The 16,448-nt window shown below is 29.8% G+C and carries 19 protein-coding genes; 6 read left to right on the top strand and 13 right to left on the bottom strand.

The features are described from left to right. Positions 1–176: 176 nt before the first annotated feature. The 8 genes from rodA to MC378_RS08320 form a co-directional block, all read right to left on the bottom strand. Positions 177–1,457 (bottom strand): rod shape-determining protein RodA, encoded by a 1,281-nt coding sequence (gene rodA / locus MC378_RS08355; protein WP_242178308.1) that lies wholly within the window; start codon positions 1,455–1,457, stop codon positions 177–179. Beyond that, on the bottom strand, positions 1,438–3,324 hold the full coding sequence (mrdA, locus tag MC378_RS08350; protein WP_242178307.1) for a penicillin-binding protein 2: 1,887 nt from the start codon (positions 3,322–3,324) through the stop codon (positions 1,438–1,440). Before mrdA ends, rodA begins: the two co-directional genes overlap by 20 nt. Then, positions 3,324–3,827 (bottom strand): rod shape-determining protein MreD, encoded by a 504-nt coding sequence (mreD, locus tag MC378_RS08345; RefSeq protein ID WP_242178306.1) that lies wholly within the window; start codon positions 3,825–3,827, stop codon positions 3,324–3,326. The genes mrdA and mreD overlap by 1 nt, the downstream gene beginning before the upstream one ends. After that, entirely contained in the window at positions 3,820–4,647 is an 828-nt protein-coding gene (gene mreC, locus MC378_RS08340) for a rod shape-determining protein MreC (RefSeq protein WP_242178305.1), read from the bottom strand. Before mreC ends, mreD begins: the two co-directional genes overlap by 8 nt. Positions 4,648–4,670: 23 nt before the next feature. Continuing rightward, positions 4,671–5,699: a rod shape-determining protein gene (locus MC378_RS08335; RefSeq protein ID WP_242178304.1), complete on the bottom strand. Its 1,029-nt coding sequence runs from the start codon at positions 5,697–5,699 to the stop codon at positions 4,671–4,673. A 78-nt stretch (positions 5,700–5,777) separates the two neighbouring features. Then, positions 5,778–7,307 carry a bifunctional phosphoribosylaminoimidazolecarboxamide formyltransferase/IMP cyclohydrolase gene (gene purH / locus MC378_RS08330; protein ID WP_242178303.1) on the bottom strand — a complete coding sequence of 510 codons (1,530 nt, stop codon included), beginning with the start codon at positions 7,305–7,307 and terminating at the stop codon, positions 5,778–5,780. A gap of 124 nt (positions 7,308–7,431) precedes the next feature. Next, positions 7,432–7,560 (bottom strand): phosphoribosylaminoimidazolecarboxamide formyltransferase, encoded by a 129-nt coding sequence (locus MC378_RS08325; RefSeq protein ID WP_242178302.1) that lies wholly within the window; start codon positions 7,558–7,560, stop codon positions 7,432–7,434. Between the two features lie 76 nt (positions 7,561–7,636). Then, entirely contained in the window at positions 7,637–8,092 is a 456-nt protein-coding gene (locus MC378_RS08320) for a GAF domain-containing protein (protein WP_242178301.1), read from the bottom strand. Between the two features lie 51 nt (positions 8,093–8,143). Here MC378_RS08320 and xrtF point away from each other — a divergent pair, with 51 nt between their 5' ends. The 6 genes from xrtF to MC378_RS08290 all read left to right on the top strand — a co-directional run bounded on the left by xrtF (position 8,144) and on the right by MC378_RS08290 (position 12,556). Beyond that, positions 8,144–8,680, top strand: coding sequence for an exosortase family protein XrtF (gene xrtF / locus MC378_RS08315; RefSeq protein WP_338048447.1), 537 nt, complete (start codon positions 8,144–8,146; stop codon positions 8,678–8,680). Next, positions 8,677–9,108: an exosortase F system-associated membrane protein gene (locus tag MC378_RS08310; protein ID WP_242178299.1), complete on the top strand. Its 432-nt coding sequence runs from the start codon at positions 8,677–8,679 to the stop codon at positions 9,106–9,108. The genes xrtF and MC378_RS08310 overlap by 4 nt, the downstream gene beginning before the upstream one ends. 44 nt (positions 9,109–9,152) lie before the next feature. Then, positions 9,153–9,557, top strand: a complete 405-nt coding sequence (locus tag MC378_RS08305; RefSeq protein ID WP_242178298.1) for an HYC_CC_PP family protein — start codon at positions 9,153–9,155, stop codon at positions 9,555–9,557. A 74-nt stretch (positions 9,558–9,631) separates the two neighbouring features. After that, positions 9,632–11,875, top strand: a complete 2,244-nt coding sequence (locus MC378_RS08300; RefSeq protein WP_242178297.1) for a TonB-dependent receptor — start codon at positions 9,632–9,634, stop codon at positions 11,873–11,875. 7 nt (positions 11,876–11,882) lie between these two features. Beyond that, positions 11,883–12,293, top strand: a complete 411-nt coding sequence (locus MC378_RS08295) for a heavy-metal-associated domain-containing protein (RefSeq protein ID WP_242178296.1) — start codon at positions 11,883–11,885, stop codon at positions 12,291–12,293. Continuing rightward, positions 12,293–12,556 (top strand): heavy metal-binding domain-containing protein, encoded by a 264-nt coding sequence (locus MC378_RS08290; RefSeq protein WP_242178295.1) that lies wholly within the window; start codon positions 12,293–12,295, stop codon positions 12,554–12,556. The genes MC378_RS08295 and MC378_RS08290 overlap by 1 nt, the downstream gene beginning before the upstream one ends. Before the next feature lie 80 nt (positions 12,557–12,636). Here MC378_RS08290 and groL read toward each other — a convergent pair whose 3' ends face one another. The 5 genes from groL to MC378_RS08265 form a co-directional block, all read right to left on the bottom strand. After that, a complete protein-coding gene (gene groL / locus MC378_RS08285) occupies positions 12,637–14,265 on the bottom strand; it encodes a chaperonin GroEL (protein WP_242178294.1) in 1,629 nt (542 codons plus the stop codon). A gap of 113 nt (positions 14,266–14,378) precedes the next feature. Beyond that, the gene (locus MC378_RS08280; RefSeq protein WP_242178293.1) at positions 14,379–14,654 is read right to left on the bottom strand and encodes a co-chaperone GroES; all 276 of its coding nucleotides are present in this window, start codon (positions 14,652–14,654) and stop codon (positions 14,379–14,381) included. 178 nt (positions 14,655–14,832) lie between these two features. Beyond that, a complete protein-coding gene (gene secG, locus MC378_RS08275; RefSeq protein WP_242178292.1) occupies positions 14,833–15,165 on the bottom strand; it encodes a preprotein translocase subunit SecG in 333 nt (110 codons plus the stop codon). Next, positions 15,162–15,929 carry a hypothetical protein gene (locus MC378_RS08270; protein ID WP_242178291.1) on the bottom strand — a complete coding sequence of 256 codons (768 nt, stop codon included), beginning with the start codon at positions 15,927–15,929 and terminating at the stop codon, positions 15,162–15,164. The genes secG and MC378_RS08270 overlap by 4 nt, the downstream gene beginning before the upstream one ends. 12 nt (positions 15,930–15,941) lie before the next feature. Further along, positions 15,942–16,448: an LptE family protein gene (locus tag MC378_RS08265; protein WP_242178290.1), complete on the bottom strand. Its 507-nt coding sequence runs from the start codon at positions 16,446–16,448 to the stop codon at positions 15,942–15,944.

Raw genomic sequence — 16,448 nt, 5'->3', positions numbered from 1 at the left:
TTTGTGCTTAAATTTTATAAAGCTTGAATTTCATTATAGGTGAAGACTTTATCTAACCAAATTAATGCTGTAAATCACATTGGGATAAATGATACCATTTTTTGATATAAGTATTTAAAGTTTACTTTGTATCTATTACAAGAAATTAGAAGTCTAAAGCAAAAGCATTTTATTTTTTACCAATCATAATTCTTATGAGCATCCAATCTGATAAAAATAAAAAGAAGGATTGTGAATCCCCAAAGAGAAGAACCACCATAACTAAAAAAGGGTAGGGGAATACCTACGGTAGGTAATAATCCTATTACCATTCCGATGTTTACAATTAAATGAAAAAACAAAATGGAAGCCAATCCATAACCATAAATCCTTCCAAATTTATTAGCATGTGTTTCTGCTAAATAAATAATTCTAAAAAGCATCAGCATAAATAAGATGATGACGAAACTACTACCAATAAATCCCCATTCTTCACCTACTGTACTAAAAATGTAATCGGTATGTTGTTCTGGTACAAAATCTCCTTGTGTAATATCTCCTTTTAGGAAGCCTTTTCCAAACCATCCTCCCGAACTTATTGTTAATTCAGATTGATACGAATTGTAACCAATATTTTTATTGTCAACTTTTAATCCTAATAAAACTTCAAAACGATCTCTATGGTGCTGTTTAAAGATATTATTATAAGTGTATCCAGTTCCTATAATAAATAAGCCAACTATTAAGTAAATTCCAATAATTTTATGCCAGTTGAAACGTAAAAATCTTTTTCCTCCTTTATAAATAGCATAAAAAACAAAGATAGAAATGATGCTAAACATTGAAAAAAGCATCCAATTTGTTCCAAAGAAAATGGTTAAAATAAATAAAACAATAAAAGCAGAACCAAATAAGATATAATTAAGTGTTAGTCCTTCTCGATTTAAGACAAAGAAGAATGAAAGGTAAATAAGTGCAGAACCGGCATCTGGCTGTAATGTAATTAAAATTGCAGGTAAGAAAATAATAAAAAAAGCTTTTATTTGATTTTTAATTAATCCTAAATTGTATTGTCTGTCACTTAGTAGTTTGGCAACAGCCAATGCTGTAAAAGCCTTTACGAACTCAGAGGGTTGTAGGCCTAGTACTCCAAAATTAAACCATGATTTTGCGCCATTAATCTCTTTACCAAAGGGGAATAAAAGAAGTAATGAAAAGATGGCTAAAACGTAAAAAACACTTGCATATCTTTCATAAAACTTAGAATTAAAAAAGAGAATTATAATTATTAAAGGAATTGTTAAACAAATAAATATTAATTGTTTTCCGTATTTAGTTGAAAAACTAATTAGTTCTGTAGAGGTATCTGTTTTAGATGCAGCATAAATGTTTAGCCAACCAAAGCCAACTAGAAAGAAGAATAAAAAAACTAATATCCAATCTATCCCTGCAAAAATATTATTTTGTTCCTGTCTCAAGTTCTTGAGGTTTTGGTATTTGTTTATCGTAAATAGCTTGCAAACTTATTTTTAACATGTTTGTTTCTCTGTACTTATTTGCTTTAGATATTTTTCCATTAATATATTTTTCAATCAATAAGCTTGTAATTGGAGCGGCTATAGTAGATCCAAAACCTCCATTTTCTACAAAAACAGCTATTGCTATTTTAGGATTGTCTTTTGGTGCAAACGCAACCAAAATGGAATGATCTTCTAATTGTTCTTTGATGCCGTTTACTCTTATGAAGTTCTCTGCAGTTCCTGTTTTTCCACAAATTTCAATTCCCTTTACTTGACTCCATTTTCCTGTTCCTGTTTTAAAAACTTCTGACATTGCTTCAATAACTGGATTGAAATTTTCTTTGTCTATTGTAGTTTGTTTTTTAATGGTAAAGTTTGGATTGTTAATAGGAGTATTATCAATTTTTTTTACAATATGAGGAGTGTAAAAATAACCTCTATTTGCAATTGCTGCTGTAAAATTTGCTAATTGAATAGGGGTAGTTAACACCTCTCCTTGTCCTATTGCATTAGAAATTGTTGTAGAACCATTCCAAGTGTATTTGTATCGAGAATCGTAATATTTTCCATCTGGAATTAAGCCTGGGCTCCCAGCTGGTAAGTCATAGCCTAAATAATTTCCTAAGCCAAAACTACTGATATGTTTTTTCCAAATATCTAACCCTTCTGATGGATTGTTATTGTGTTCTACGATTCTTTTATAAGTGTTTGAAAAGTAAGTATTACAAGATTTTGCAATGGCTGTTTTTAGTTGAATGGGTTTTCCGTAAATTCCACAATGACATCCCATAAATTCATTAGGTCTATTTCCATATCTGAAGCCATTGTAGCATTTAAAGCTAGTATGTTCTGTAATTACTTTTTCTTGTAAACCAATTAAAGCATTCATCATTTTAAATGGAGAACCTGGAGCATAGGTTGCTAATAAACCTCGATCGTAAGCAGGTTTACTAATAGAATCTCTAAAAAGAAGCACAGAGTTTTTAGAACGCATTCTACCAACCAACATATTTGGGTCGTACGACGGAGCGGTTACTAAAGCTAATATTTCTCCTGTTGAGGGTTCTATGGCAACAATACCACCTCTTTTTCCGGACATTAATTTTTGAGCATAAGCTTGTAAATCGATATCTAATGTTAAGGTTAGATCTTTTCCATTTACAGGTAATGTATCTATTTCTCCATTTCGGTATGAACCGGTAACTTTATTAAATCGGTTTCTGTGTAGGTATTTTTTTCCTTTTCTACCGCGTAGGTATTCTTCATACTCAACTTCTACACCATCTTTACCTATTAATTCACCTTGTTCGTAATAGTTGTTTTTTTTCGCTAAAACTTCATTTACTTCTCCAATATAGCCTAAAACATTGGATGCAGCTTTTATTGGGTAATCTCGAATAATTCTTTTTTGAATATAAAATCCTTTATATTTATGAAGTTTTTCTTGTAGATAGGCAAAATCTTCTTTGGCTAGTTGTTTTAAAAAAACTGAAGGCAAGTAACTTGCGTAATGTTTTGCCTTTTTGTATCTTTTTAAGAAGTCTGCTTTGTCTATTTTTAAAAGCTTACAAAACTCTAAAGTATCTAATGGTTTTACTTGGTTCGGTTGTATCATTACATCGTATGAAAGTTGATTTGCAACCAAGAGTTTGCCATTTCTATCATATATATAACCGCGTTCTGGATAATCGTACACTGTTTTTACGGCAGCATTATGTATTGGGTCATAATTAGCCCCTTTTATTATTTGAAGCTGAAATAATCTACCAATAAATAAAACTCCTATAATTGTAATTAAAAAATAAAGTAAAAAACTTCTTTTCATTATTGGTTTTTAGTAAAAATATATGTTCCTAAAAAGAATAGTATCAACGTAAAAATACTAGAATAAAGAGTGTTTAATAATACGTGTGATATATTTTGAAAACTAAAATTAGCAAAAGAAAATAAGATAAAGTGATGAATGACTGTTAAAGTTGTTACATAGTTGAAAACTTTGCCAAAACTCTCTGAATGTAAGTTAAAAAAAGGATAATCTGTAGAGGTTTTTCTAAAGTAAATTTTTATAAAAAACAATCTTATAAATGCAATTGTTAAAATAGAAAAAGCATGAATTCCTCCTGAATCAGAGAAAAAATCTACAGAAAGCCCTAATATAAAACTAGCCAATAGAAAAGGAAATCTATTTTCTTTTAAAGGGTAAAAGAAGACAAAACTAATGTATAGGTACGGATTTACGTAGCCTAAAAAATGAATGTTATTTAATACAGAGACTTGTAAGAATAACAAGAAAAAAAATAGAAGTATAAATTGAAAAGGTTTATTCATCTTCTATGTTTTCTAGTGATTGTATTTCTTTTTTATATAAATTTTTAATTATATAAACATAACCTAAATTACTCATATCATTAAAAAGCTTAATGTCAACTTTGTTTTCTGCAGAATTCCCATGGTTTACTTTAGAAATTGTACCAATTAAAATTCCTTCAGGGAAAATGGTAGATTTTCCACCGGTTTCAATAGTGTCACCAATTTTTAAAGGTGCTTGCCTTGGAATATCATGTAATTGAATTGTATTGTAGTCTTTACCATCCCATTTTAGAGTTCCGTAATAAAAAGTGTTGTTTTTTATTCGAGCATTTATTCTACTATTCTTATTTAAAATAGATTGAACTCTTGTATATTTATCAGAAGAATTTTCCGTAATTCCAATAATACCTTTACTGTTAATTACGGCCATTTCTTTTTCTATACCTTGGTTTTTACCTTTATTTAATAGCAAAAAGTTAAATGCAGTTGTATAATCATTCTTGATTATTTTAGCATTTGTATAGGTGTATTTTTGTTGATATGTTGTTTTAGTAAATAATGAATCCTTCTCTAAAACAACCGAGTTGTTTTTTTCTATCAAGTTTTTAAGACGAGTATTTTCTTTAGCTAAAATCTCATTCTCAGATTTTAAGCTCATATATTCAGAAAAATTAGAAATTTTATAATAAATACCTCCAGTAATTGAGTTGGCAGAATTTACAAACTTACTTTTATGGAAGTTAAGATTGTTAAATGTTAGAGTCATCGCAATAAATTGCAACATTAAAAAAAACAGAAAATATTTAAACTTCTGAAAAAAGTAAAAAAGTTGTTGCATTGTTTTATTTAGAACTTAAAGTTTTATTTCATTAAAACGTTTTTGTATTTGTTTAGTTCTTTTAAGGCAATTCCAGTTCCTCTAACTACAGCTCGCAAAGGGTCTTCTGCTACATAAACGGGTAAATCTGTTTTTCTAGACAAACGTTTGTCTAAACCACGTAACATAGAGCCGCCTCCAGCTAAATAAATTCCTGAATTATAAATATCTGCAGCTAATTCTGGAGGAGTTTTTGATAAGGTTTCCATAACAGCATCTTCAATTCTTAGAATAGATTTGTCTAAAGCTTTAGCTATTTCTCTAAAAGAAACTTGTACTTGCTTAGGCTTTCCGCTTAATAAATCTCTTCCTTGTACCAGCATTTCTTCTGGAGGAGAATCCAAGTCTTCTGTAGCTGCACCTATTTGTATTTTTATTTTTTCGGCAGTAGTTTCACCAACATGTAAATTGTGCTGAGTACGCATATAGTACATAATGTCGTTGGTAAATAAATCTCCAGCAACTTTTACAGATTGATCACAAACAATACCACCTAAAGCAATTACAGCAATTTCTGTGGTACCTCCACCTATGTCTATAATCATATTTCCTTTTGGTTCCATGATATCAATTCCTACACCAATTGAGGCTGCCATTGGCTCATAAATCAGGTAGATTTCTTTGGCATTCATGTGTTTTGCAGAATCTCTAACAGCACGTTTTTCTACCTCTGTAATTCCTGAAGGGATACAAATTACCATTCTTAAAGCTGGTGGAAATAGTTTCTTTTTAATTGAGGGAATTTGTTTTACAAATTCCTTAATCATTTCTTCTGATGCTTGAAAATCAGCAATGACCCCGTCTTTTAACGGACGAATAGTTTTTATATTTTCATGGGTTTTTCCTTGCATTAAATTAGCTTCTTTACCAATTGCAATGATTTTTCCAGTCATTCTATCCCTAGCAACAATAGAGGGGCTGTCTATAACCACCTTACCGTTGTGAATTATTAAGGTATTTGCAGTTCCTAAATCGATAGCAATATCCTCTGTCATAAAATCGAAAAAACCCATAAAATATTTCTGTTATTTTTACTTTAGTGTAATTATACAAATTTACTAAATTTCTGATTGTAAATTACATATAATTAATTAATGTTTAAAATGTCTTGTCCCTGTCATAACCATAGATAAATCGTTTAAATTACAGTAATCTATACTTAGTTGATCTTTAATTGAACCTCCTGGTTGAATAACGCTTTTTACACCAGCTTTATCTGCTATTTCTACACAATCTGGAAAAGGAAAAAAGGCATCACTTGCCATTACAGATCCGTTTAAATCAAAATGAAAAGATTTTGCTTTTTCTATAGCTTGGTTTAATGCGTCAACTCTACTTGTTTGTCCTGTTCCCCCAGCTAATAATTGTTTGTTTTTTACTAAAATAATAGTGTTAGATTTTGTGTTCTTACACAGTTTAGAAGCAAATAACAAGTCTTCTAACTCATTTTTAGAAGGTTTATTGTTGGTTACATATTTTAAATCTTCTAATTTATCTGTAATATTATCTTTATCTTGAACTAAGTTACCATTTAAACAAGTTCTAACTGTTGTTTTTGGTAAAGCAACTTCTTTCTGAATTAATATAATTCTATTTTTCTTTCCTTTTAAAATAACTAATGCTTCTTCAGAATAACTTGGAGCGATTACTACTTCACAAAATAATTTATGAATTTCTTCTGAAGTTGCTACGTCTATTTCTGTGTTTGCTATTAAAATTCCTCCAAACGCAGAAACAGGATCTCCTGCTAAAGCATCTATATAAGCTTGTCTTATTGTTTCTCTTTGTGCAAATCCACAAGCATTATTGTGTTTTAAAATAGCAAAAGTTGGAGCTTCTCCTTTAAATTCTGCCATTAAATTTACGGCAGCATCTACATCTAACAAGTTATTGTAACTTAATTCTTTTCCATGAAGTTTATCAAATATCGACTCTAAATCACCAAAGAAAAATCCTTTTTGATGTGGGTTTTCTCCATAACGTAAAACCGTTGCGTTGGTTTCACTTATTTTTAAAGCGGGTTCTTCATCTACGTTAAAGTAGTTGAAGATTGCGGTATCGTAATGTGATGAAATGTTAAAAGATTTAGCAGCAAACTTTTTTCTTTGTTCTATAGAGGTAGTACCATTATTTGCTGATAATATTTCTAGAAAATCATCATACTGATCCATTGAAGAAACAGTAAAAGTATCTTTAAAGTTCTTTGCAGCAGCTCTAATTAATGAGATACCACCGATATCAATTTTCTCTACAATGTCTTGTTCAGAAGCTCCAGAAGCTACTGTTTTTTCAAACGGATATAAATCTACAATTACCAAATCTATTTGTGGAATGTTGTATTCTGCCAATTCAGCAATATCACTTTCGTTATCTTGTCTGTTTAAAATTCCTCCAAAAACTTTTGGATGTAAGGTTTTAACTCTTCCTCCTAAAATTGATGGGTAAGATGTTACTTCATCAACAGGAATAACATTTATTCCTAATTCTTTAATAAATTTTTCCGTTCCTCCTGTAGAGTATATGGTTACGTTTAAATCGTTTAGTTTTTTTACAATTGGTCCTAAACCATCTTTGTGAAATACCGAAATTAATGCGGATTTAATTGTTTTTGAAGTGCTCATTTAGTGTTGTGTTGTTAAGCACGCAAAGCTAGTGAAACCAATTATGAGACACAATAAAAAGATAGTAACAAAAAGAGTAAGTAATTAACAACAAAATTTAAAATAAAATTCTTCTTTTAAGAACCTACTCAGCATTGTCCAAGAAATCCCTAAACCAAACAATAAATTGATCTAAAATAGATTCTTTTTTTGTTGAACGATTAGATTCTAAGTTGCTTGAAGAAAATGTAGCTGTTGATTCTTGGTTTCTCATTACTCTAAAATTTGATGATTCAAAATTATATTATATTCATCAAATTTAATGAAAAGATAGATATAAGTCAATAAAATTAAAGAATCTTTGATATTTCTTGACAAATACACTCTAAAAGCTTCTCGTCTTTTGATGAAAATGTATTTGCAGTATGAGAATCAATATCTATTTGACCAATATTTTCTCCATTTACAAAAATAGGAACTACGATTTCAGACTTTACTTTCCATCCGCAAGAAATATAATTGTCTTGTGCAGAAACGTCTTGTACCACAAAATTTTCATTACTAACAGCTACTTGTCCGCAAATTCCTTTACCAAAAGGAATGATTGTATGCTCTGTTTCTTCCCCTGTGTATTGAGCAAGCTTTAGTTCATTTTTATTTCCATTTTTAAAATAAAACCCAACCCAATCATAATAAGAAACTTTTTTCTCTAATAGATCACAAATAGCTTGTAGTTTTATTTCTTTAGATGATGTTTTATTTGCAATAATTGCATCTATTTCTTTTTGTAAAGTTTGTATATTCATTTTTGTATATTCGTTGTATAAATAGTTTGCAAAACTAAATTAAATTCTATTGTGAAAAAACATAAAAATATAGTCGTTTTTCTGATCAAGTTTTTTACCACCTATTTTATTTTGTTCGCAATTTATGCAGTTTACTTACAAAACTCTCAAGAAAAAGAAAACGGATTTCAAACGGCTTCTATAACTACAAAAGTAGCAGAACATACTGTAGATTTTTTAGAAATGATAGGATACTATGCAGATTCTATACAGCACGATAAAGAACTATCTGTAAAGTTGTTAATTGAAAACCAATATACAGCTAGAGTTATAGAGGGCTGTAATTCTATAAGTATTATTATTTTATTTATCTCATTTATTGTTGCCTTTGCGGGTTCTATAAAAGCGACCATCTTGTTTTCTTTTTTTGGAAGCCTTTTTATTTATATTATCAATGTTTTAAGAATTGCTTTTTTAACTATAATGCTTTATAAATATCCTGATCAACAGGAATTGCTCCATAATTTGGTGTTTCCTGCAATTATTTATGGAGCTGTATTTTTATTGTGGGTTATTTGGGTTAATAAATTTTCTAACTATAAAAAATGAACAAATACATTAAAATAATTTTGCTTCTGTTTCTTGTGCTATTGCTGTTTTTAGTAAGAGCATATTCTGCTGAATTATTTTATGATCCTTTGATAGAATATTTTAAAAACGATTATTTATATACCAAGATTCCTCATATCAACACTTGGCATTTAATGATAGATATGCTCTTTAGATATGTAATTAATTCTTTAATTTCTTTAGGGATTATTTGGGTTTTGTTTGAAAGGGTAGATTATTTAAAATTTTCAGGTTTTTTTTTAATGCTGGCATTTATGATTTTAATAATTGCATTCATGCTTTTATTAAGAGATCAATTACAAAATGGCTATTTATTAGTTTTTTATATAAGAAGATTTATAATTCATCCTTTGTTTTTATTGCTTTTGTTACCCGCTTTTTATTATCAAAAGTTAAGCAATAGATAATTTAACATATTTTTTAAATTTCTTATTGTAAATTTGCGGTAGAAATGAAACAATTTTTCTCAAAAATAGCATCAATAACATTAGCCTTTTTAGTGCTTTTCTCTACCTTTTCTTTTACGGTAGAAAAGCATTATTGTGGAGATTTTTTAATGGATGTATCTTTTGTAGGAGATTTAGATGATTGCGGCATGAAAATGGATGCAAAGGAAGTAGTGAAAAAGACCAATTGCTGTAAAGATGAGGTTCATAAAATAGAAGGTCAAGATAAACTTCAGTCTAATAAAATAGAGAAGATTACTTTCGAAAAAGAGCAGTTCTTAGTCGCGTTTGTTTTTTCTTACAAAGACTTATTTGTAGCATCAACAACCGTAAATAATTTTTATAAAGACTTTTCTCCACCAGATACTCGGTTAGATTATCAGGTTTTATACCAAACTTTTTTAATTTGATTATTTAATAATTATTCAGTTTAGACTTCATTTTTAATAATGAAGAAGATGTTAATTATTAAATAAATCATATCATGAAAAAATATATTATAAGTAGTATTTTACTATTTATCCCAATCATAATCTTTTCTCAAACTACTTTAAAAGGAATGATTATGGATAGAAATAATCCAAAAGATAATTTAGGTGTTGCTGATGTTACAGTACATTGGCTCAATACAAATGTTAGCGCAATTACAAACGCTAAAGGTTGGTTTACCATAGATTATAAACCAGAATATAAGAAGTTAATTGTTAATTATTTAGGATATAAAACAGATACTTTAACAATTACCAGTTTAAAACCTATTCATCATTTTATAACTCCAGAAAGTGAATTAGAGGAAGTAACAATTAGAAGTAAGCAAAATGCAATACAGAAATCTTTTTTTGCAACAGCAAATGTTTTTACGGTAAATTCCGATGAGTTATTAAAGGCGGCTTGTTGTAATTTAGCCGAAAGTTTTGAAACAAATCCATCAATAGATGTTAGTTTTTCAGATGCTTTAACAGGAACAAAACAAATACAAATGCTAGGTCTAACAAGTCCTTATTTGTTAATTTCTCAAGAAAATATTCCTTCTGTTAGAGGCGCTTCTCAAGCTTTTGGATTAACATTCACTCCAGGTACTTGGGTAGAAAGTATTCAAATTACCAAAGGTGCAGGCTCTGTTGTAAATGGTTATGAAAGTATTTCTGGGCAAATAAATGCAGAATTAGTGAAACCTTTTTCCGATAATAAATTTTTTCTAAATGCTTATAGTTCATTAAACGGAAGGCTAGAGGTAAACACCCATTTTAATCAAAAAATTTCAGATAAATGGCATGCAGGTTTATACATTCATGGGAATTATAGAGGAGAGAAATTTGATAAAAACAACGATAATTTTCTTGATAATCCGTTAGCAAATCAAATCAATGTAATGAATCGTTGGCAATTTGTTGATGCAGAAAAAGGTTGGGTTAGTTTTATAAATGTTCGCTTTTTAAATGATGAAAAACAAACAGGAGAAATTAATTTCAACCCTACTTTAGATAAAGGAACCACCAATGCATGGGGAAGTGAAATTGACACAAAACGTTTTGAAACATCTGCTAAATTAGGATACGTTTTTCCGGAAATGCCTTTTCAAAGTATTGGATTTCAGTTAGCATATAGCAATCATCAACAAGATTCTTATTTTGGATTGAAAACGTATGACATTGAACACCAAAGTGTATATTCTAATCTAATTTTTAATTCAATAATTGGAGATACAAGAAACAAATTTAAAACAGGCGTAAGTTATACGTACGATAAATATAATGAGTTGGTAAATGCCAATGATTTTAGTAGAAATGAAAATTCTGTTGGAGCTTTCTTTGAATATGCTTTTGATAATTTAGAGGATTTTAGTTTAACAGCTGGTTTACGTGTAGATACACATAATTTATTAGGAACTTTTATCACACCACGATTACATTTGCGCTATGTTCCTTGGGATAAAGGTGTTTTTAGAGCATCTTTTGGTAGAGGAAAAAGAAGTGCAAATATTTTTGCTGAAAACCAACAATTATTTGCAAGTTCTAGACAGATTAAAATTGATAATGTTGGTGGAAATATTTATGGTTTAAATCCTGAAATTGCTTGGAATTACGGAGTTTCTTATTTGCAGAAATTTAATTTATTTGAGAAAAAAGGAGATATTACATTTGATTTTTATAGAACAGATTTTAAGAATCAAGTGGTTGTAGATTGGGAAAATCCACAAGAAATTTCATTCTATAATTTAGATGGAAAAAGTATTGCTAATAGTTTTCAGGTAGAAGTAAATTATAATATTGCACCTTTTTTTAATTTTAGAACGGCTTATAAGTATTTCGATATTTCTACAGATTATAAGTCGGGGAATTTGCAAAAACCAATTCAACCAAAAAATAGATTTTTTGCAAACCTTTCTTACGAAACCCCTGTGCAAGAAAGTGGTTCTCATTGGAAATTTGATGTTACGTTTAATAGCATAGGAAAACAACGTTTGCCAAATACAACATCAAACCCTATTCAATATCAATTATCAGCATATTCTAAACCTTATCAATTATTGAATTCTCAAGTAACAAAAATATTTTCAAAGAAGTTTGAGATGTATGCAGGTGTAGAAAATTTAACAAATGTTCAACAAAAAAATCCTATTTTAGCAAGTGATGATCCTTTTGGAGCCAATTTTGATAGTACAATTGTATATTCTCCAATTTTTGGACGTGCTATGTATGCAGGATTACGATTTAAAATTAAATAGATAAAAAATGAAAAAAATAGTATTAATACTTAGTTTATTTTTGATTGGATTTTCTACACAATCACAAGAAGTAAAAAAGAAAAAAAACGCTAAAATATCTTTTGAAGTAGATGGAATTTGCGGAATGTGCAAAAAAAGAATAGAAACTGCTACTTTAAAAACTAAGGGAGTAAAGTTTGCTGTTTGGGATGTGCAAACTCATCAGCTTAATATTATTTTAGATGAGCGTAAGACTGATGTGGCTTCAGTTCAAAAAAATATTTTAAAAGCAGGACATGATGTTATAGGCTTTGATAATAAGAAAATTGTAGCAACAGAAGAAGCATACAACTCTGTACATCCATGTTGTAAATACAGAGATGAAGAAATTATCATAAATCATAAAGGCGAATTAAAAAAACAAAAGAAGAATCAATAATGAAAAAAATAATAATAGTTTTAGCAGTTGTATTTGCTACAAGTATAATTTTCACCTCTTGTAAGTCAGAAAAGAAAGAAGTTAAAAAAGAACATGTAGATACTGATAAAAAGAAAGTTGCTGTAAAAGATGTTTACCAATGCCCTATGGAATGCGAAAAAGACAAAACGTATGATAAGGAAGGAAAATGTCCGGTTTGTGAGATGAAGCTTAGGAAAAAGGTTTCAGAGTCTCATGAGAACCATGAAGATCATAATCATTAAATATAAAAAATCCGTTAGAATTCTCTAACGGATTTTTTTATGTAAAAATAGATGTTTTTAAAGATTTATAATCTTGTGAATTATATCATTCCTGGCATTCCACCACCCATTGGAGGCATTGCCGGAGCATCTTCTTTAATATCTATTAAAGCACATTCAGTTGTAAGAATCATTCCTGCAACAGAAGCTGCATTTTCTAAAGCAACACGTGTTACTTTTTTAGGGTCTATGATTCCTGCTTCTAACATATCTACATACTTGTCAGATTTAGCATCGTAACCAAAGTCTTTTTTACCTTCTAAAACTTTGTTGATAACAACAGATCCTTCACCTCCTGCATTTTCTACAATCGTTCTTAAAGGTGCTTCAATAGCTTTATTCACAATTTGTACACCTGTAGTTTCGTCTAAATTTTCTGTAGTAATTTTTTCTAATACTTTTTTAGCGCGTACTAAGGCAACACCACCACCGGCAACAATACCTTCTTCAACAGCAGCTCTTGTAGCATGTAAAGCATCATCAACTCTATCTTTTTTCTCTTTCATTTCTACTTCAGAAGCAGCTCCTACATATAAAACAGCAACACCTCCAGCTAATTTAGCCAAACGTTCTTGTAGTTTTTCTTTATCGTAATCTGAAGTTGTCGTTTCTATTTGTGCTTTAATTTGGTTGACTCTCGCTTTAATTGCAGAAGCATCTCCAGCACCATTTACAATAGTTGTATTGTCTTTGTCAATAGTAATGCCTTCGGCAGTTCCTAATAAATCTAAAGTTGCATTTTCTAAAGAAAAACCTCTTTCTTCAGAGATTACTGTTCCTCCAGTTAAAATAGCGATATCCTCTAACATTGCTTTTCTTCTGTCTCCAAAACCAGGAGCTTTTACAGCTGCAATTTTTAAACCACCACGTAATTTATTTACCACTAAAGTAGCTAATGCTTGTCCATCAACATCTTCGGCAATAATTAACAAAGGTCCTCCAGATTGAGAAACTGGTTCTAAAATTGGAAGAATTTCTTGTAAGTTAGAAATCTTTTTATCAAATAATAAGATATATGGGTTTTCTAAATCAGCAATCATTTTATCTGCATCTGTAACAAAATAAGGAGATAAATAACCTCTGTCAAATTGCATACCTTCTACAACATCAACATAGGTTTCCATTCCTTTTGCTTCCTCAACAGTAATAACACCTTCTTTACCAACTTTGGTAAAAGCAGTGGCAATTAACTCACCAATTGTATTATCGTTATTTGCAGAAATTGCAGCAACTTGTTTTATTTTTTCTGAAGAATTACCAACTTTTTTAGCTTGTTTTTCTAAATCTTCAACAATTGCAGTAACTGCTTTGTCAATTCCGCGTTTTAAATCCATTGGATTTGCACCTGCAGCAACATTTTTTAATCCTTCTTTTACAATTGCTTGTGCAAGTACTGTTGCAGTTGTTGTTCCATCACCCGCTAAATCATTGGTTTTAGAGGCTACTTCTTTTACCATTTGAGCCCCCATGTTTTCAAGCTCATTTTCAAGTTCAACTTCTTTTGCAACAGAAACACCGTCTTTAGTTACCGTTGGTGCGCCAAAAGATTTAGAGATAATTACATTTCTTCCTTTTGGGCCTAAGGTTACTTTTACTGCGTTTGCTAAAGCATCAACTCCACGTTTTAAGCCATCTCTAGCTTCTATATCAAATTTTATATCTTTTGCCATTGTTTTTAATTTTGTTTTTAACTATTAGCAGTTTGCCTTTAGCTAAAAATAGTTACTATGAATTTTATTTTTTGATTTTTGCTAAAGGTGAATAACCAAAAGCAAATAGCGTTTTAAATAATTGCTAGAATATCAGATTCACGCATCATTAAATAATCTTTTCCTTCTAATTTTAATTCTGTTCCACCATATTTACCGTATAAAACAGTATCACCAACTTTTACAGTCAAAGGTTCGTCTACTTTACCATTTCCAATGGCAACGACTGTCCCTTTTTGAGGTTTTTCTTTTGCATTATCTGGTATAATTAATCCAGACGCTGTTTTTGTTTCTGCTGGAGCAGGTTCTACAAGAACTCTGTCTGCTAAAGGTTTAATGTTTAATCCCATTTTTTATAAATTTTGATTAATTAAATTATGTTTTACATTTAGTAAATAGACAGTAATTATGCCAATTTATTAAAACTGACAATTTTTCTTTGATTGAATTCTTAAGGTAAAATAGAGGTATAAAAAAATGCCAACGTGTCATTTTCGTTGGCATTTTTTATGATATTTTTATAATGATTTATTTTATGCTATCATTAGTTGATGGTGTTGTTGTGTCTACTGGTGTAGTTGTTTCAATTCCATCTAAAGTATTGTCTAACTTAAAATTGTTGTCTCCATCTCTAGGGATAGCAAAGTTTGCTAATAAGATTAATGCAAACATAGCAATTGCTAATGTCCAAGTTGTTCTGTCTAAGAAGTTGTTAGTGTTTTGAACACCGCCTAAAGATTGTGCTCCTCCGCCTCCAAAAGAAGAAGATAAGCCTCCGCCTTTAGGGTTTTGTACCATAACGATTAAGATTAAAGCAATGGCTACAATCAAAATTAGAATTAAAAATGCTGTATAACTCATGATTTATTTTTTTGTAAAATTTGTACTCTTTTAATTTGGTCTGCAAAGAAACCACTTTTTTCTGGATATTTCAAACTTAAAATTCTATAAGCTTGTATTGCGTTTTCATACTTTTTTTGTTCTAAATAAACTTTTGCTAAAGTTTCAGTCATTAAAGATGAGTCTTGTTTGTTTTTTTCAACCGGAACTGTAATCGTTTTGTCTTTAGATAAAGGCTCTATTTTAGGATTGTTTTTAATGAATTTGTCAATAATAGCTACTTTTTTTAAAGTTTCTGCGGGTTGATTATTTGCGGTTCTAATAATTTGTTTTTTTGAGGATAATTGCAACCATTGATGAAATGAATGATTTTCTGCAGAAGAAAATGAAATTGGTTTTCCTATTTCTAATTTTTCTTTTATGACAGATGTTTCTTCTGGTTGATTTTCGACTCTTTTTACAGGGGTTTTAACAATTGGCTTCTCATGAACTTCTTCAGATATTTTTGAAGTTATTTGTTTATGGATATTTTCGTTTTTATGTGAATCGAAATCTTTTGCAGTTATAAAATTAAATAAAACGGTTCTGTCTGTTGTATAAGCAGCAGTTACTTTTAGCTCGTTGTTATATTTAAAACTATCTTGATTTTTTAGTCCTTTTAAATAGATGGCTCTTGCGCATTGAAAATAAGGAAATTCTTCAACTACAGATTTTAACTCAGCAGTTTCTAATTGCTGAATTGGAATCTTTTTTTCTACGAGGTCTATAAATTTTAAAATTTTCAATGTTTTGTAGTATTATCCCCAATTACTTAAAGAAGCATTAAATATGTCTTGGGTAATTCGTTCTATAATTTCATCTAAAGCATTTTCTAAAACAGAACCTGTAAGTTGTTCGTTTGCTTCAAAATCTGAATAAAAAGAGAAAGATTTCTCAAAATCATCTTTGTCATTTTTTGTATTAATGTAGCGTACATTAACAGTCACAGTAAGTCTATTTTGTGCAGCAGTTTGATTAGATGTTCCACTTAAAGGTGTAATTCTATATCCTATTATTTCTCCACTTAATTGTAGTTCTCCATTAGTTCTAACAAGGGTAAGATTGGTTTGACGAGTAAATAAATCTTGTAAATCGTTTGTAAAACGCTGTGTTAAACTAGGTTCTACAATAGGGGCTTGATTTGGGAAAAAATCTATTTGAATAGATTCTGCATCAGTAGTTACACCTGTAAAAGAGTAAGGACCGCAAGCGATAAAAAAGAATGTGCTGATTGAAAAAAAAGCGATGTAAAGTAGTTTTTTCAT

It is taken from the genome of Polaribacter marinus, from assembly GCF_022662535.1.
Lineage (GTDB): Bacteria > Bacteroidota > Bacteroidia > Flavobacteriales > Flavobacteriaceae > Polaribacter > Polaribacter marinus.
Note: the sequence above shows the minus strand (reverse complement) of the source record. Positions and strands in the feature narration are given on the sequence as shown.

What these genes read in the sequence shown, in the direction of transcription:
- MC378_RS08265 (WP_242178290.1), bottom strand. Translation starts at nt 16,448, where the DNA reads ATGAAAAAACTACTTTACATCGCTTTTTTTTCAATCAGCACATTCTTT.
- groL (WP_242178294.1), bottom strand. Translation starts at nt 14,265, where the DNA reads ATGGCAAAAGATATAAAATTTGATATAGAAGCTAGAGATGGCTTAAAA.
- MC378_RS08310 (WP_242178299.1), top strand. Translation starts at nt 8,677, where the DNA reads ATGAACAAATACATTAAAATAATTTTGCTTCTGTTTCTTGTGCTATTG.
- MC378_RS08305 (WP_242178298.1), top strand. Translation starts at nt 9,153, where the DNA reads ATGAAACAATTTTTCTCAAAAATAGCATCAATAACATTAGCCTTTTTA.
- secG (WP_242178292.1), bottom strand. Translation starts at nt 15,165, where the DNA reads ATGAGTTATACAGCATTTTTAATTCTAATTTTGATTGTAGCCATTGCT.
- mreD (WP_242178306.1), bottom strand. Translation starts at nt 3,827, where the DNA reads ATGAATAAACCTTTTCAATTTATACTTCTATTTTTTTTCTTGTTATTC.
- MC378_RS08300 (WP_242178297.1), top strand. Translation starts at nt 9,632, where the DNA reads ATGAAAAAATATATTATAAGTAGTATTTTACTATTTATCCCAATCATA.
- MC378_RS08290 (WP_242178295.1), top strand. Translation starts at nt 12,293, where the DNA reads ATGAAAAAAATAATAATAGTTTTAGCAGTTGTATTTGCTACAAGTATA.
- mreC (WP_242178305.1), bottom strand. Translation starts at nt 4,647, where the DNA reads ATGCAACAACTTTTTTACTTTTTTCAGAAGTTTAAATATTTTCTGTTT.
- MC378_RS08335 (WP_242178304.1), bottom strand. Translation starts at nt 5,699, where the DNA reads ATGGGTTTTTTCGATTTTATGACAGAGGATATTGCTATCGATTTAGGA.
- MC378_RS08325 (WP_242178302.1), bottom strand. Translation starts at nt 7,560, where the DNA reads ATGAGAAACCAAGAATCAACAGCTACATTTTCTTCAAGCAACTTAGAA.
- MC378_RS08295 (WP_242178296.1), top strand. Translation starts at nt 11,883, where the DNA reads ATGAAAAAAATAGTATTAATACTTAGTTTATTTTTGATTGGATTTTCT.
- purH (WP_242178303.1), bottom strand. Translation starts at nt 7,307, where the DNA reads ATGAGCACTTCAAAAACAATTAAATCCGCATTAATTTCGGTATTTCAC.
- MC378_RS08320 (WP_242178301.1), bottom strand. Translation starts at nt 8,092, where the DNA reads ATGAATATACAAACTTTACAAAAAGAAATAGATGCAATTATTGCAAAT.
- MC378_RS08280 (WP_242178293.1), bottom strand. Translation starts at nt 14,654, where the DNA reads ATGGGATTAAACATTAAACCTTTAGCAGACAGAGTTCTTGTAGAACCT.
- mrdA (WP_242178307.1), bottom strand. Translation starts at nt 3,324, where the DNA reads ATGAAAAGAAGTTTTTTACTTTATTTTTTAATTACAATTATAGGAGTT.